This window comes from Flavobacterium laiguense (genome assembly GCF_003097655.1).
Taxonomy (GTDB): domain Bacteria; phylum Bacteroidota; class Bacteroidia; order Flavobacteriales; family Flavobacteriaceae; genus Flavobacterium; species Flavobacterium laiguense.
On record NZ_QCZH01000003.1, the window covers coordinates 16,624 to 33,395 of the forward strand.

Below are 16,772 nucleotides of genomic sequence, written 5' to 3' on the forward strand. Positions count from 1 at the left end.
ATTATGCGATTTATCCTTTGTCGAAATAACAAAATTACACTGTACATGTTAAATTATTTTAAAAACGAATAACCTTTTTTTAGCATTATACAGACATAAAAAATCCCCTCAAAAAATATTTTTTGAGGGGAATTTTCTATTGAAAACATTCTATATTAGCTTTCTTTCAAATTCAGTTTACTGTTTTTTCGGCTGAAGCCAAAGTAAATTACCAATCCAAACAGCAACCAAACAGTAAAGTAAATCCAGTTCCAAACGCTTAACTCGGCCATCATATACAAACAGCAGATTAAACCCAAAAGCGGAATTAAAGACAAGTTTTCTTTGTATGACCAAAACACCAATCCAACGATAACAATCAAGAAAATCCACATTGGTATTTTGTGTTTGAACAAATCAAATCCACTTTCATATTTCACTGAATCCGAAATAGGCAATCCTGCAACCACAGAAGCATACTTGGCATCATCCTCTTGATATTGGCTCAACAAATGCTCTACATCCGGTTTTTCGGTAGTACTTGTTTTTCCTTCAATACTTACCAAATAATCATACACTTTTTGCGTCTCTTCTTTATTCAAAGAAGTAATAATAAACTCCGAATCGTTAATTTTAGTTTCATTGGTAATGAAACCCATAGTTGCTTTTTTGTTGTATCCAAAAGAGAAAACCAAAGCAATCACAATTAATAAAGGAAAAATATATTTTGAATTGACATAAGGCGTTTTGAATTTTCCTCTTGGAATATCAGTTCTATTTTGCAAAGCCAAAACCCCAGCGCATACCAATACAAAAGCAAATAATGTTCCGATACTGCATAAATCAGTTACCATAGTTAAATTCAAAAATAAAGCAGGAACCGCAACTACAAAACCAACTACGATTGTGGCAAAAGAAGGTGTTTTGAATTTTGGGTGCACAGTAGAGAATTTTTTTGGCAACAAACCATCTCGACTCATACTCATCCAGATACGCGGTTGTCCCATTTGAAAAACCAACAAAACACTCGCCATGGCCACTACAGCACTCACGGCAATAATTCCCGACATCCATTTTAAATGCAATTGATCAAATACAAAAGCCAATGGATCACCTACATTCAAGGTATTATAACTTACCATACCGGTAAGAACCAGTGCAATGGCAATATATAGAATCGTACAAATAATAATAGCCCACATCATCCCTCTTGGCAAATCACGTTGTGGGTCTTTACACTCTTCGGCAGTAGTCGAAATAGCATCAAAACCAATATAGGCAAAGAACACTGCCGAAACTCCTTTTAAAACTCCCGAAACTCCATTCGGTGCAAAAGGATGCCAATTGGTAGTGTCTACATAAAATATACCCACGGCAATTACCAAAAGAACGATACAAAGCTTAACCACTACCATAATATTGCTAGCATTACGGGATTCTTTCATTCCACGGTAAATTAAGGCAGTAATCAAAACAATAATCAATAGTGCCGGTAAATCGGCTACAAAATGAAAAGAACCAATCATCGGAGATGTTTTCCAAGCTGTATAGGCATTTTGCATTCCCAAACTCAAATTTTCAAAAGACTTTCCGGCTTCCATCAGGGCTGTAGCATCTTTAAAGCCGTTTGAAGCTGTTAGATAATCCATTTGTACCCATTGGGGCAAATCGATTCCTCCACTGGAGAGCAAGCTCGTAAAGTAATCACTCCACGATATGGCGACCGTTATATTCCCTACAGAGTATTCCATAATTAATGCCCAACCAATAATCCAAGCGATTAATTCCCCAAAAGCAACATAGGAATAGGTATAAGCACTTCCAGAAACTGGAACCATCGAAGCAAACTCAGCATAAGCAAAAGCAGCAAAACTACAAGCAATAGCCGTAAACAAAAACAAGAAGATTACTGCAGGACCCCCATCAAAACTAGCTTTTCCTATGGTACTAAAAATACCGGCACCTACAATGGCTGCAATCCCAAATGCTGTTAAATCTTTGGCAGTCAAGTGTTTTCCTAGAGCATCATGCCCCTCGAGATTATTTTTCTCGACCTGTTTTAAAATATCTTGAACTGTTTTTTTTCTAAAAAGCCCTTTTAATGCCATGTTGTAAATTTTATCGTTATAAACTAATATATTGTATTTTTTGCAATATTTTTTAAATAAAAAAGCAAAAATTTTAAAGCCCAAATATATAAAACAAATTTAATCTTTAAAGTCTAGATGCTATTTTTTTATAATATTATGATATAAAAACTATATTTCTCTTTTTAAGCTTAAATAAAGTCAAATATACACTTATAAAACACATGTAAACAAAATATAATTCAATATTTATTTAAAAAAGTTCAAAATTGCAAAAAATGTAAATCGAACCTTAATAATAGAAAAGCAGACAATCCAATTGTTGATGATTAGGCGCATTATCATTCTTTTTTTTAATAATGCAAAACAAAAACGTTAAGCCGAATTTTATTAGCAATTAATTTAATAAACTTAGCTAAAAAAACTACTTTTGATTTCTTTATAAAAAGATTGAAAATGAATTCAAAGAAGTCCTTTGCACTCCACCTTATATTTCTCCTGTTTACTAGTGTCATTGGTCATGCCCAAAAAAGAGAAATGCACCCAAAAAATGAATTTCGAGCCGTTTGGATTGCCACTGTGGTTAATATTGACTGGCCAAAAAACAACATGGATTCGGTTGAAAAACAAAAAGCCGACTTTATTGAAACATTAGATACCTACAAAAAATTAAATTTCAACGCCGTAATTGTTCAAATACGCTCTGTGGGTGATGCTTTATATCCAACAACATTGGCTCCTTGGTCTCGTTATTTGACCAGTGTAGAAGGACAAGCTCCTAGACCCTATTATGACACATTACAATGGATGATTACCGAAACTCATGCTCGAGGTTTTGAATTTCATGCATGGCTTAACCCCTATCGTGCCACTTTTGACTTGAAAACGGAGCTTTTGAGTAACTCCCACGATTTTTATAAACATCCCGAATGGATGATCGAATATGGCGGAAAATATTATTACAATCCTGCTTTGCCTGAGGTACAACAACACTTAACGGCTGTGGTCGAAGAGGTAGTCAAAAACTATGATATTGATGCCATACACTTTGATGATTATTTTTATCCCTATAAAATAAAAGGTATCGAGTTTAACGATAGTGTATCCTATAAAAAACTAGGAAACGGACTTTCCTTGGGGGATTGGAGGCGTTTAAATGTGTCTACTTTTGTAAAAAACATTTCGTTTACCATCAAAAATATAAAACCTTGGGTACAATTTGGCATCAGCCCGTTTGGGGTTTGGCGTAACAAATCAGTAGATCCAAAAGGGTCTGATACCGTTTCGGGCCAAACCAATTACGATGATTTATATGCCGATCCTTTAGACTGGATGAACAACAACTGGATCGATTATATCGTTCCGCAACTCTATTGGAGCATTGATCACAAAACCGCTTCTTACGCTAAATTAATAAAATGGTGGTCTGAGAATACTCCAAACAATACTGCGCTTTATATAGGTAACAGCTCGTATAAAATCAAAACCGATTCGGATAAAAAGTGGAACAACATTTATGAAATTCCCAATCAAATTGACCTCACTCGCAGTTATGAAAATGTACAGGGAAATGGCTTTTTTAGTGCCAAGTGTTTTATAAACAAAAACCTTGATGTCGTTAAAATACTAAAAGAATATGAGTACAAATATCCCGCACTCCCTTTGCCTGTTCCCCATTTTAAAAAGGAAATCTCAGATAGCTTAGCAATCAATTCTATTACAAAAGACACTGTAAACTATTACATTACTTTCCAGAAACCAATAAACACGAAAGTGCGTTATATTGTAGTCTATGGTGCAAAAGAGGTGTCTAAAATAAACATCAATGATGCCAGCCAAATTCTGGAAAAAATAGCGGTTCAGGAAGACAGTACCGATTTTAATATTCAAGTGCCTTGTTATAAATTAATAGGAAACACCGCCTTTGCCTTTACTTTTGTCGATTATTATGCCAATGAAAGCCCTGAAACCATAATCGACTTAAAAGTAGAAACACAAACGAAGTAAGGGTTTAAAAAAGTTCAACGTTTAAAGTTTAAACAACTTTAAACTTTAAACCCTAAACCATAAACAATTTAAACTATTAAACAATATAAAAAAATATGAAAGACAATAAACCTTGGTATTGGATTCCTTTTTTAAATTTCGCTTCGGGTTTTCCGTATGCCATTATTATTTCGGTTTCGGTGATCATGTATAAAAATTTGGGTATTGCCAATGAAGATATTGGAGTGTACACCAGTTTATTGTATTTACCCTGGGTCATCAAACCGTTGTGGAGCCCGTTTATCGATTTGTATGCCACCAAACGAAAATGGTTTCTGGCAATGCAATTGGTGATTGCCATTGCGTTTTTCATTGTAGGATTGACCATTCCGATGAATCATTTTTTTATGTTGAGTTTGGCGCTTTTTTGGGTGGCGGCATTTGCATCTGCGTCTAATGATGTGGCTAGCGATGGATTTTACATGTTGGCTTTGGCCAAAGAACAACAGTCTTTTTTTCTAGGAATTCGAAGTACTTTTTACAGACTTTCGATGCTTACCGCTAATGGATTAATCGTAATTCTGGGGGGATTCCTCGAACAGAAATTCGGAGACAAAACCAAAGCTTGGTCGTACACCATGATTGTTGTGGCATTGATTATGGCTTTTCTAACGGTTTACAACTTTTTTACCACTCCGAAAGTCGAAGAAATCACTACTGCCGAAACAGAACCTAAAGTAAGTTTTGGAGAAGTATTTGCCACTTTTTTCCAAAAGAAGCAAATCGGAATTATACTGGCTTTCATTTTGCTTTTCAGATTGGGAGAATCTCAATTATTAAAAATGTTGACACCTTTTTTAATCGATGAAAAAGCAAAAGGCGGTATGGGATTAACCACCGAAGATGTGGGAATCATATATGGAACTTTTGGAGTTGCAGCACTTGTTGTAGGTGGAATTCTAGGCGGAATAGCCATTTCAAAAGGAGGTTTACGCAAATGGATGTTGCCTATGTTTCTGGCGATGCACTTGCCTATAATTGGCTTTATTTTATTAGCCCATTTTCATCCCACTTCTGTGTACTATATTTATGCCACAGTTATTGCCGAGCAATTTGGATACGGGTTTGGTTTTGCAGCCTTTATGATGTACTTAATTTATGTCGCTGATGGCGAATCAAAAACAGCTCATTACTCTATTGCCACTGGCTTCATGGCTCTAGGTATGATGCTTCCCGGTATGGCGAGTGGTTTTATACAAGAATATTTAGGATACGGCAATTTCTTTATCTGGGTATTTTGTGCCACTATTCCAGGATTGATTTTATCTCAATTATTAAAATATCCAGCTGATTTTGGTAAGAGATCGGAAGAAAACAAAGTTTAAATTCTCACATAAATTATTATTTTATTTTCTCGCTAAGTCGCTAAGAAGCAAAGAGAAAACACTAAATATATATTTGGATTTTAATAATAAAATTTCATCTATTTAAGAACATTGATATCCGTTCCATTTTGCGCCTTTGCGCCTTTGCGAGCATCAATTTTAAAATTCTTAAGAGAGAAACTTAGAAAAAAGCTCAAAATGACACTACAACAAAAAATAGGACAATTCTTTTTTCCTGCCGTTTTCATTAACGACACCGAAGAGAATATACAAGAAACAGAACGCTTAATCAAGGAACATAACATCGGCGGATTGACCTTTTTTCATAGCAGAGCTAGTGCAGCAACAAATTATGAGACTAAGAAAAAAGTCGAGTTCAACGACGATAGTTTTCAGCGATTGAAAGACCTGATTGTACGTTACCAAAAGTGCGCCACCACTCCCCTATTGATGAGCATTGATGCCGAATGGGGTTTGGCCATGCGCGTGGAGAAAACACCGCAATATCCGTATGCCATTACGCTTGGTGCTTTGCCCGACAGCGAAATTGGTTTGGTGTACGAAGTGGGAAAACAAATCGGTTTGGATCTAAAATCTGCGGGTATTCATTATAATTTGGCTCCCTTGGCCGACATCAATAACAACCCCAACAATCCCGTAATTGGGTACCGTTCTTTCGGTTCCAATAAAGAAAAAGTAGCTCGTTTTGCTTTAGAATACCTTCGCGGCATGTCCGATGTTGGGATTTTGGGCTGTCTGAAACACTTTCCCGGACACGGAAACACCAATGTCGATTCACACTTGGGACTACCCGTTTTAACCGAGAATTTAGAACAGTTATTAGAAAACGAATTGGTTCCGTTTATCAAAGGGATCGAAAATAATGTCGATTCGATTATGATCGGACATTTAGCCGTTCCCGCTTTGAACGACGGAAAAGAGACCTCGGCTACTTTATCCAAAAATATCATTGAATCCCTTTTGCGCGAGCGATTGGGTTATGATGGTTTGGTGATTTCAGATGCTTTGAACATGCATAGTGTTTCTAAATTATACGACACCAAAGGCTTATTGGAATGGGAAGCTTTCAACGCGGGAAATGATGTATTGTGTTTTGCCGAAAACGTAGCCGAAGGTATTCAGAAAATCCTAAAAAATGCAACTCCCGAACGTATTGAAGCGAGTTACAATCGCATCATGAAATGCAAACAGAAAGCGGGACTTTTTGATTTGAACCGGACTATTTCTAGAGATTTTGACTTTAAAATCACTTCCGATTTAAATAAAAAAATAGCCCAAAATTGCATTACGGCAATCAAAGACAACAACAGTTCAATTATTGTTTTTGATGCCAAAAACAGAGAGCGTCTAGCCAAAATTAGTATTTACAAAAGTACAGACAATCCTTTTTTCAATGCTTTGAAAATCAAGTTGCCCTCAGCAGAATTTGCAGTAGAATCTGGAAATGATTTAGTAACTACTAACTTTATTGAAAAACTTGCAGAATTTGATACCCTAATCATTTCGCTATTTGTTCCCAAAGCCAAACCGCTGAATAATTTTGACATCGAAGATTCGGTTTTGGAATTTTTAGGTCAGCAGTTTCAAACCAAGAAATGTGTCTTGCATGTTTTTGGAAACCCCTTTGCGTTGCAAGTGATTCCAAATCTAGAAAAAACTATCGGAATAGTCGAAATGTATCAAGATTTTACAGAATTTCAGGAAGTAGCGGCCGAACAATTATTAGAAGATACGGAATGCAAAGGAAAGATACCCGTTGTATTATCAATACTTTAGAGCCTTATAATAACTATAAATTATCGTTAAATAAATATTAATAATCAAAATTTATTAAAAGCGTCTTTTTATAACCCTTATATTTGCACCATTAAAAAAATTAAATAACTAAAATTAATAAATATGTCATTAGTAGGTAAAAAATTCCCAAGTATTGCAGTAGACGCTATCTCAGAAATGGGTGATAATTTGAAAATCAATATTTTTGAGGAAGCTACAAAAAACAACAAAAAAGTACTTTTGTTTTGGTACCCAAAAGATTTCACTTTTGTATGTCCAACTGAACTACATGCTTTTCAAACTGCTTTACCAGAATTCAACAAAAGAAACACTATCGTAATTGGTGCATCTTGTGACACTAACGAAGTTCACTTTGCGTGGTTAAACACTCCGAAAAACAATGGTGGAATTGAAGGTGTTACTTACCCAATTCTTGCTGACACTAACAGAAACTTAGCTAACATTTTAGGAATTCTTGATATTGATTCAACTGAGTATAGCGAAGAAACCGATTCAGTAATCGTAGAAGGTTCTAATGTAACTTTTAGAGCGACTTACTTAATTGACGAAACTGGAAAAATCTTCCACGAAAGCGTAAACGATATGCCACTAGGTCGTAATGTAAACGAATATTTACGTATGGTTGATGCTTATACGCACATTCAAGAAAAAGGTGAAGTTTGTCCTGCAAACTGGGAAGCTGGTAAAGAAGCTATGAATGCAGATAGAAAAAGTACTGCTGAATACTTAAGTCTTAACTAATTTCAATAGCAATAACAATGGCAATTTTAATATTCAATATTTTAAAATTGCCATAGAATTTTGCCATTGACATTGAAATTGAAATTGAAAAATTTATGTTAATCGAATTAAACGAAGATACGTTAGGGGCTTTGATAGCGCAAAACGAAAAAGTAGTAGTTCAATTTTCGGCCTCATGGTGTGGAAATTGCAGAATTATGAAACCAAAATTCAAAAAATTGGCTTCAGAAAATGACGGAATTTCTTTTGTTCTAGTTGACGCCGAGAATTCTCCTGAATCAAGAAAACTGGCCAATGTAAGTAACTTGCCTACTTTTGCCACTTTCGTGAACGGAAAATTGGTCAACGAAACGCAAACCAACAAACAAGAAGTTTTAATCGAATTGGTAAATGAAATAGTTTAAAGTTTAAAGTTGAGCAACAGGACTAAAAAGTTTAATGTTTGTATTAAAAATTAACTCTACGTTCTGCACATAGCTACGGAAAACTTTAAAACTTAAACTTTAAACAAAAAAAAATGAAATTACCTGTAATAAAACACTTGACCCAGTTCATCGAAGAAAACGATCAGGATTACATCATAGAAACCATCGAAGTTCTGGAAGCCATGACCGAAATCGCCTCATTGAAAGATGAAGAATTAGATGTCATTGGTGAATTAATTTCGAACATGTACGGCGCCCTCGAAGTTCATAAATTGATCAAAGAAGGAACCGACAAAAAAGAAGCCTTGAATACTTTCATGAAAAGAGTATTGGGATCTATCGATAAATAAAATCATTTCTTAAGCATACAAAAAACGCATTCTGTAATGGAATGCGTTTTTTTTGTCTATTTTTTCAAACCGATGAAAAAGCGTTATTTTATATTGTTTTTTTTTAAAATAAAAATTATTCCTCCCAAAGACAAATGCTATATTCCATTTTACGACTGTCCGTAATGAGTACCAAGAGTGTTTTTTATTAATTTGATTATAATCCATCAACTGCCGAAGGCGGAATAATCCGCTATTTTCAACATATTCTAAATCAAAATCCGTTTTTATCAGCGTTTTCGCTTTAGTGAATCAGTATAATCCGTGTTCCATTCTCCGTTTATGTATTTTTGAAACAAGTAACGGATAGTTATAATTCCATTTTTAGTACAATACAAAGAATTCAATAACTTAATGAAATACAACGGCTATACTTTATTAATACTCGAGAAAACCAAATCATCAAGAAAAGAAATGATTTTTGCCTCGTCCTTATTTATCCCAAAATCGGTAAGTGAAGGAAGATTGTTCATGAAAAAATTCTGAAAATGCGCCATTTCAATGATGGTGGAAGCTAATGATTTAGGGTATTTGTATTTCGGATTACATTCTGAAATTAAATTTCCAATAACGGCACAAAGGTCTTTGTATGGTTTAAAAAAATGGTGTCTATTGTCTTCGGTTACATGCTTGGTTAAATATGCTTTTGAACCTTCTGAAATAACAATTTGATGCAATAGGCTCTCGTTAACATAACTTGTTTTTTCATCATGTTGTACCGATGTCGCTAATAATTTGATAACCATTTTTAATCTAATGATGGGGTCATTAATGTTATTGGTATGAAAGCTTATCTGATATTCAAGCCAACTCCAATACCAAGCTACAAGATATAACAGTAAGCGATGTTTGTTTTCAAAGTATCGGTAAATACCCGCTTCGGTTGTACCAATGTCTTTTGCTAATTTTTTAAAGGTGAATGCTTCAAATCCATTTTTATAGATTAATTCAATGCTGTGTCTAATGATTTTCTTGCCTAACTCCGACTGTTCAGGGTTGCGCAGAAATAATGCTTCATTCATTTTTATTTGTAACTGTAGCTCCATTTTAATCCTTGTATTGATTGGTCTTCGTATAATAAATTGCTAAAAAGAAGATGTCTCATCTTTCTTTGGCAAATATAGCTAAAAATTATTTTACAATTATTAATGATAGTATTGCTATCATTAATAATATTATATCTATCTTTGTCGTGTTAATTTAAATGATACAATCATGTTGCTAATTCGTAAATTACAGGAATCGCCAGACCCAATTAATAGTTTTGAATTAATATATAAAGGAAAGTCAAAAAAAAAATCGAATAATTAGAAAAGTATAAAAGCTAAAACCTAATAATTAAATACAAAATGAAAAACGACCAAGTCTTTAAATTAATAGATGGAGTTTTTACTCCCGCAGAAGCAGGAAAAGTATTAACGGCATTAATAAACAGTAAGATTAACCGCCGTAATCTGGAGGATTTTAGTAATCATATTCGTTTTAATAATAACCTTTCTCGTTCCAAAAAACGAGTAGTGGAACTCACCGAAACTAAAGAAAAAATTAAAAATTTACCGGAAGTTGCAGAAGCAAATGGAGTAAATTTGGTTGTAAACAGTACTATTGAAATAAGTTTTAAAAAATAACTAGTATGTTTCAAGGTAGAAAACTTCTTATAGCAACCAAGCATAAAAATGAAAGCGTGATTGGACCTATTTTTGAAAAAGAATTAGGCATAATTTGCTTTGTCTCTGATAAATTTGACACTAACATATAGAGAACTTTTCGGGAGAATTGTGAGAAAAGATAGTGCATTAAGGACTCTTTGCAATAAATATCTCCTTGCGATGAAAGAAAATGATTGTGATTTAGGGAGTCCAAAATAAAACTACTACAAAAAGAACTGTTTTATTTAAGCAATAATATAGATTAAAAAAGGGATTTAAAATTGGAAGCAGTAATTAAAATAGAAAAAAGAATCAATTAGTAATAAAATAGCTATTTCAATAGTCGCAATGATTGTTTTATTGTTATGGCTTTAACAACAGATGACGTAATTAACAGTAAAGTATTTGCGTCTTTTGCAATAATACTTGGAGCATATTCTTCTTATCAGTTATCAAATAAAAACAACAAAAATTATGAATAGAATCGAAAATTTAACACTTATTGACGGTAACTTCTCGGAAGTTGAGGCGAGGGAAATTTTAATTCCTATTTTTTCTTCCAAAATAAATTTCCATAAGATAAAAAATTGGAGTTCACAGGAACGATATGGAGAAGACGATGAAATTGCTCAAAAAAGAATTCCTAAGCTAAAAAATGAGATTGAAAAATTACAGAAGATACTATCGGAGGCTAAAGCCAAAAACAAGAGACTGTTAGTTAGCTCACAAATAAATATTTCACTTATTGACAATTAGTAATTTATGTTCAAAGGTAGAAAACTTCTTATCGCGACTAAGCACAAAAAGGAAAACGTGATTGCACCGATTTTTGAAAAAGAATTAGGCGTAAGTTGCTTTGTCTCTGATAAATTTGACACTGACACATTGGGAACTTTTTCGGGAGAGATTGAGAGAAAAGATAGCGTGTTAACGACTCTTCGCAATAAATGTCTCCTTGCGATGAAAGAGAATGATTGCGATTTAGGTATTGCCAGCGAAGGATCTTTTGGGATGCACCCCACCATTTTTTTTGCCCATGCCGATGATGAATTTTTAATTTTTATTGATAAAAAAAATAAGTTAGAAATTATAGCAAGAGAACTCAGTATGAATACCAATTTTAATGGCAGTGAAATTAAGAATGAAGTCGAGCTACTGGAATTTGCGACTCAGGTACAATTTCCATCGCACGGGCTTATTTTAAAACCATCAGAAAAGGATATTTCTAAAATAGTTAAAGGAATCACTGACGAAAGGATTTTAAAGGAAAGCTTTAATGAAATGATGAAAGAATTTGGAAAAGTATATGTCGAAACCGATATGCGTGCACTATACAATCCAACACGAATGAAAGTGATTAAAACAGCCACATTAAAATTAGCAAGCTCAATTCGGTCGCTATGTCCTATGTGCGAAACACCCGGATTTGTGGTTTCTGATGCCAAAATGGGATTGCCGTGTGAATGCTGTAATTCGGCTACGCGTTCTACTTTGAGTTTTATTTATACTTGTAAAAAATGTAGTCATATTTCTGAGGAATTGTATCCACATAAAAAAAAAACCGAAGATCCGACGTATTGTGATTTTTGTAATCCTTAAAACAAATTATGACAATAGTTTCAAAAGACATATCAAAAGCAGCCAAGATTTTAATCCAAGAAGATTTGGTTGCCATTCCTACAGAAACGGTTTATGGGTTGGCTGGAAATATATACAGCGAAAAAGCCATAAAAGCGATTTTTGAAATGAAACAAAGACCTTTTTTCAACCCGTTAATTGTTCATATTAAATCAGTGGAACAATTAGACGAATTAGCAAAAGAAATTCCGGAAAAAGCCAGATTGTTAGCTGATAAATTTTGGCCGGGACCTTTGACGATGGTGTTGAAAAAACAAGAGTCGGTTCCCGATTTAGTTACTGCCGGAAAAGATTCTGTGGCTATTAGAATTCCAAATCATCCTACAACTTTGGCCTTGTTGGAAGCGTTAGATTTTCCATTAGCTGCTCCAAGTGCCAATCCTTTCGGGGCGATAAGTCCAACAAATGCGTTACATGTTGCTGAATATTTTAGCGAAAAATTACAGCTGGTTTTAGACGGAGGCGATTGCCAAAACGGAATAGAATCAACCATAATTGGTTTTGAAAATGAGATTCCTGTATTGTATCGATTGGGCTCTATTTCTGTAGAAGATGTTGAAGAAGTTATTGGAAAAATTCAAATTAAAAATAAAAAAGAAAATGCTCCGGATGCGCCAGGCATGTTATCACGACATTACGCACCGGCAACCACCACTTTTTTAGAAAGTGATGTAGCGCAATTCATCAAGGGATTTCCTGACAAAAAAATTGGATTGTTGCTTTTTAAGGAGAGAATCGAAAATACAGGTGTAATGCACCAAGAAATTTTATCCGAAAAAGGAGACTTAAAAGAAGCTACATCACATTTGTATGCTGCAATGCATCGATTGGATAAAATGGACTTAGATATGATTGTGGCAGAACGATTTCCAGATTTTGAATTGGGAAAATCCATTAACGATAGATTAGAACGCGCCACAAAAAAATAAAAAACAGAAAAAATGAATTTAGACTTACTATTAGATAATTTAACTAATCCAGCTTTATTGTTTTTCCTTCTTGGGATAATTGCCACAAGATTGAAAAGCGATTTAGCAATTCCAGACAATACATCCAAGTTTATTTCTTTGTATTTATTGTTTTCTATTGGATTTAAAGGGGGACAAGAATTGGCGCACAGTGATTTCCATATGGAAATCATTTGGGCAGTTTTATTTGGGATATTAATTGCGGTTGTCATTCCTATTTATTGTTTTTTTATCTTAAAGCAAAAGTTTAGTATTGAAAATTCGGGTGCAATTGCGGCAGCATATGGTTCGGTTAGTGCGGTGACTTTTGTAACAGCGGTGACTTTTTTGGAAATTCAAAAATATACTTTCAGCGGACATATGGTAGCCGTAATGGCATTAATGGAAGCGCCAGCAATAATCATCGGAGTGATTTTGATTAGATTATACAACAAGAAGGAAGCTAGTTCGAGTAAAATGAGTGCTGTAATAAAACATTCTTTAACCAATGGAAGTGTTTTGTTAATTCTTGGAAGTTTGGTGATTGGTTTTTTAGCTAGTGAAGAACAAGCTATGGGAATTAAACCCTTTACTACTGATATTTTTAAAGGGTTTTTAGCTATTTTTTTATTAGACATGGGTATTGTAAGTGGAAGAAAATTAGACGATTTCATTAAAAGTGGATGGTCTACCTTGGTATTTGCCATTGTAATACCGCTGGTTAATGGGATAGTAGTAGCGTTTTTAAGTCAACTAGTGACCGATCAGGTTGGTAACCGATTTATTTTTGCCATTCTAGCAGCAAGTGCTTCCTATATTGCGGTACCAGCTGCTATGAAAATTGCAGCACCAAAAGCCAATCCAGGTTTATTTTTGCCTATGGCATTAGCCGTTACCTTTCCGTTTAATATTACTTTTGGAATGCCTATCTATTTGTCTATTATTCTTCGTTGTTAAATAATAATAATTGTAATCACTAATAGAATAAAAAAACTATCAACCAAATCAATCAGTTCATTTGTTGTAAATTAGCAATAATAAATTAATGGAGAAACTATCACAGACTGGGTTTTCCTGAACAGGATACAATACAGGTTTAGAATGGAGATTCCCGTATATAAAAAAAGTACCGACAATAACAGCGTGAGCATTGTTTTAATGGATGAAATTTTTGTTGGTTTTGGAAAAAATATCGGAGTGAATGTTTTTGATCAAAATAGACTGGCTGCTTTAGTCGGTTATAAAGTAAACAAAAATGTAAAAATTGAAGCGGGTTATTTGAGTCAAATTTTGCAACAAGGAAAAAGAATAAATGACAAATCTGTATTTCAATATAATAGTGGGTTTATGCTCACTACGCATTTGTCTTTTGATGCTGTGCAATAGTCGTGTAGCTTATCTAAAATTATAAACTTTCAATAAAATTAAATGTCATTTCTTTGAATATTTGGGATGAATTAAAATAACAGCCAAAAGTACCACCTATGAAATGAGCATAACGGAATTGCGATACAAACACCGATGAAGATATATGCGACCCGAGCGATAGCGAATAGGCGAAGCAATTACATATGACCTAAAAAAAACAATAAATATTTACATATGAATCAGTCTATAGTAATAAAAAATGTTAACATCGTCAACGAAGGTCAGATAAAAAGTACTGACGTTTTTATCCAAAACGGCTTTATCGAAAAAATCGGAAATCTGTCCGGAGAAATCACAAAGAATGCTGAAATCATTGACGGAACCGGCAAGTATCTGTTTCCGGGTATTATAGACGGACAAGTGCATTTTAGGGAACCTGGACTAACCCATAAAGGAGACCTCCGTACAGAAAGCAGGGCGGCTGTTTCAGGAGGAACTACTTCTTTTATCGACATGCCAAACACGGTTCCTAATGTATTGACCACTGAAATTATCGATGAGAAATTCCGTATCGCATCAGAAAAATCCTGGGCTAATTACTCTTTCTTTTTGGGGGTTAATAACGACAACTTAGACAAAGTACTTCAAATGGATACTTCCCAATTCATTGGCGTTTCTGATGACGGGCTGTATTTTACAAAAAAAGGAAATTTACTTGCCGATAGCCCCGATACTATGGGAAAACTTTTTTCGAATTGTAAATCCATTATTGCCATTCATTCTGAAATGGAACAAGTTATCGAGGAGAACGAGGAGATTTACAGGGCAAAATACGGCGAAGATGTGCCAATTGCATGTCATCCGCTAATTCGCAGTGGAGAAGGTTGTTATCAATCGACCAAAAGAGCCATTGCCATTACCGAAAAACACAAGGCAAGGTTGCATATCCTGCATTTAACCACAGAGGCGGAAACCCATTTGTTTCGAAACGACATACCGCTAAAAGAAAAGAACATCACCACCGAAGTATCGGTTCAGAATCTTTGGTTTTCAGACAAAGACTATCAGCGATTGGGAACTTTAATAAAATGGAATCCTGCCATAAAGACGGAGCAAGACAGAGTAGGTCTTTTGAGGGCTTTGCTGGATGACCGAATTGATATTATTACAACCGACCATGCCCCGCACACTTTAGAAGAGAAGCAAAAACCATACTTTCAGTCCATGTCGGGTGCGCCAATGGTGCAGCATTCGCTGTATATTATGCTTGAATTATACAGGCAAGGACTTATCACTTTAGAGAAAATCGCAGAAAAAATGTGTCATAATGTAGCGATACTTTATGGTATTGAAAAGAGAGGCTTCATCCGTGAGGGCTATTTTGCCGATTTGACATTGGTTGACTTGAATTCCCCTTGGACAGTTGCTAAAGAGAATATTTTATACAAGTGCGGTTGGTCGCCATTGGAAGGACAAACATTTCAGTCAAAAGTGACCCATACGTTTGTTAACGGAAATCTTGTCTATAAGAACGGTACTTTCTCTGAATTCATTCCGGGGCAAAGACTGGAATTCAATTAAAAAAAACACGGTAAATGAAAACATATTTCATAACAGGCATTGGTACGGATATCGGAAAAACAATCGTATCAGCCATTCTCGTTGAAGGGCTACAAGCCGATTACTGGAAGCCTATACAATCGGGAGATCTGCATCAGTCAGATACAATGAAAGTGCAGGGACTTATCAGTAATTCTACTTCTCATTTTTTTCCGGAAGCCTATCGCCTTACAGAACCAATGTCTCCGCACGCTGCTGCCGCGATTGATGGTGTTACGATTAATTTAGATTCCATTACAGTTCCGTCAACCAACAATAATCTTATTATTGAAGGAGCAGGCGGCTTGATGGTTCCGCTCAATAATGATTTTTTGGTAATTGACCTTATTGAAAAACTAAAAGCAGAAGTTATTCTGGTCTCCAGAAATTATCTAGGAAGCATAAACCATACACTGCTTTCTGTCGAAGCTCTTCAACTCAGAAACATTCCCATTAAAGGAATAATATTTAACGGAAATCGTGTAAATACCAGTGAAAATTTCATCTGTGAATATACGGGGCTGAAATCTTTATTTCACATTGATAACGAACAAACAATTGACAAACAAACCATTTTAAAATACGCAGCTGAACCAAATATTAAATCTCTATTTTGAAATTTAAGGTTTTTTATTATTTTTAAGATGCAAAAAAGAACAAGAACTGTCGGCAACATTGACATTGCGGGCAATGATGGATATGTGCAAACTGTCAAGTGTTTGTGTATGTGAATATTTGCTTGGCATTTGCCAAAAAGTTCA

General features: G+C 34.7%; 16 protein-coding genes. 14 read left to right on the forward strand and 2 right to left on the reverse strand.

Annotation, left to right across the window (positions count from 1 at the left end; translation table 11 throughout):
* Positions 1–155 precede the first annotated feature (155 nt).
* Positions 156–2,087: an amino acid permease gene (locus DB891_RS04210; protein WP_116761288.1), complete on the reverse strand. Its 1,932-nt coding sequence runs from the start codon at positions 2,085–2,087 to the stop codon at positions 156–158.
* Positions 2,088–2,522: 435 nt separating this feature from the next.
* On the opposite strand from DB891_RS04210, the gene DB891_RS04215 reads away from it, so the two are divergent.
* From DB891_RS04215 to DB891_RS04240, 6 genes are all read left to right on the forward strand, one after another.
* Positions 2,523–4,073 carry a glycoside hydrolase family 10 protein gene (locus DB891_RS04215; protein WP_116760922.1) on the forward strand — a complete coding sequence of 517 codons (1,551 nt, stop codon included), beginning with the start codon at positions 2,523–2,525 and terminating at the stop codon, positions 4,071–4,073.
* Positions 4,074–4,168: 95 nt separating this feature from the next.
* On the forward strand, positions 4,169–5,437 hold the full coding sequence (locus DB891_RS04220) for an MFS transporter (protein WP_116760925.1): 1,269 nt from the start codon (positions 4,169–4,171) through the stop codon (positions 5,435–5,437).
* Positions 5,438–5,635: 198 nt separating this feature from the next.
* Positions 5,636–7,234 (forward strand): glycoside hydrolase family 3 protein, encoded by a 1,599-nt coding sequence (locus DB891_RS04225; protein ID WP_116760927.1) that lies wholly within the window; start codon positions 5,636–5,638, stop codon positions 7,232–7,234.
* A 123-nt stretch (positions 7,235–7,357) separates the two neighbouring features.
* Complete coding sequence (locus DB891_RS04230; protein ID WP_116760929.1) at positions 7,358–7,996, forward strand: peroxiredoxin; 639 nt, start codon at positions 7,358–7,360, stop codon at positions 7,994–7,996.
* 95 nt (positions 7,997–8,091) lie between these two features.
* On the forward strand, positions 8,092–8,400 hold the full coding sequence (locus DB891_RS04235; RefSeq protein ID WP_116760931.1) for a thioredoxin family protein: 309 nt from the start codon (positions 8,092–8,094) through the stop codon (positions 8,398–8,400).
* Positions 8,401–8,513: 113 nt separating this feature from the next.
* On the forward strand, positions 8,514–8,771 hold the full coding sequence (locus tag DB891_RS04240) for a DUF6952 family protein (protein ID WP_116760933.1): 258 nt from the start codon (positions 8,514–8,516) through the stop codon (positions 8,769–8,771).
* Between the two features lie 407 nt (positions 8,772–9,178).
* Here DB891_RS04240 and DB891_RS04245 read toward each other — a convergent pair whose 3' ends face one another.
* Positions 9,179–9,832 (reverse strand): TetR/AcrR family transcriptional regulator, encoded by a 654-nt coding sequence (locus DB891_RS04245; protein ID WP_223256047.1) that lies wholly within the window; start codon positions 9,830–9,832, stop codon positions 9,179–9,181.
* Positions 9,833–10,159: 327 nt separating this feature from the next.
* On the opposite strand from DB891_RS04245, the gene DB891_RS04250 reads away from it, so the two are divergent.
* The 8 genes from DB891_RS04250 to bioD all read left to right on the forward strand — a co-directional run bounded on the left by DB891_RS04250 (position 10,160) and on the right by bioD (position 16,628).
* Positions 10,160–10,438, forward strand: coding sequence for a hypothetical protein (locus DB891_RS04250; protein WP_116760937.1), 279 nt, complete (start codon positions 10,160–10,162; stop codon positions 10,436–10,438).
* A gap of 495 nt (positions 10,439–10,933) precedes the next feature.
* Positions 10,934–11,215, forward strand: a complete 282-nt coding sequence (locus tag DB891_RS04255) for a hypothetical protein (protein ID WP_116761290.1) — start codon at positions 10,934–10,936, stop codon at positions 11,213–11,215.
* Positions 11,216–11,221: 6 nt separating this feature from the next.
* Complete coding sequence (locus DB891_RS04260) at positions 11,222–12,058, forward strand: DUF6671 family protein (RefSeq protein ID WP_116760939.1); 837 nt, start codon at positions 11,222–11,224, stop codon at positions 12,056–12,058.
* An 8-nt stretch (positions 12,059–12,066) separates the two neighbouring features.
* Positions 12,067–13,026: an L-threonylcarbamoyladenylate synthase gene (locus DB891_RS04265; protein WP_116760941.1), complete on the forward strand. Its 960-nt coding sequence runs from the start codon at positions 12,067–12,069 to the stop codon at positions 13,024–13,026.
* Between the two features lie 12 nt (positions 13,027–13,038).
* Positions 13,039–14,001: a sodium-dependent bicarbonate transport family permease gene (locus tag DB891_RS04270; protein WP_116760943.1), complete on the forward strand. Its 963-nt coding sequence runs from the start codon at positions 13,039–13,041 to the stop codon at positions 13,999–14,001.
* Between the two features lie 126 nt (positions 14,002–14,127).
* Positions 14,128–14,430, forward strand: a complete 303-nt coding sequence (locus DB891_RS04275) for a DUF2490 domain-containing protein (protein WP_223256055.1) — start codon at positions 14,128–14,130, stop codon at positions 14,428–14,430.
* A 216-nt stretch (positions 14,431–14,646) separates the two neighbouring features.
* Positions 14,647–15,993, forward strand: a complete 1,347-nt coding sequence (locus DB891_RS04280) for a dihydroorotase (RefSeq protein WP_116760947.1) — start codon at positions 14,647–14,649, stop codon at positions 15,991–15,993.
* 14 nt (positions 15,994–16,007) lie between these two features.
* The gene (gene bioD / locus DB891_RS04285) at positions 16,008–16,628 is read left to right on the forward strand and encodes a dethiobiotin synthase (RefSeq protein ID WP_116760949.1); all 621 of its coding nucleotides are present in this window, start codon (positions 16,008–16,010) and stop codon (positions 16,626–16,628) included.
* Positions 16,629–16,772: the final 144 nt, after the last annotated feature.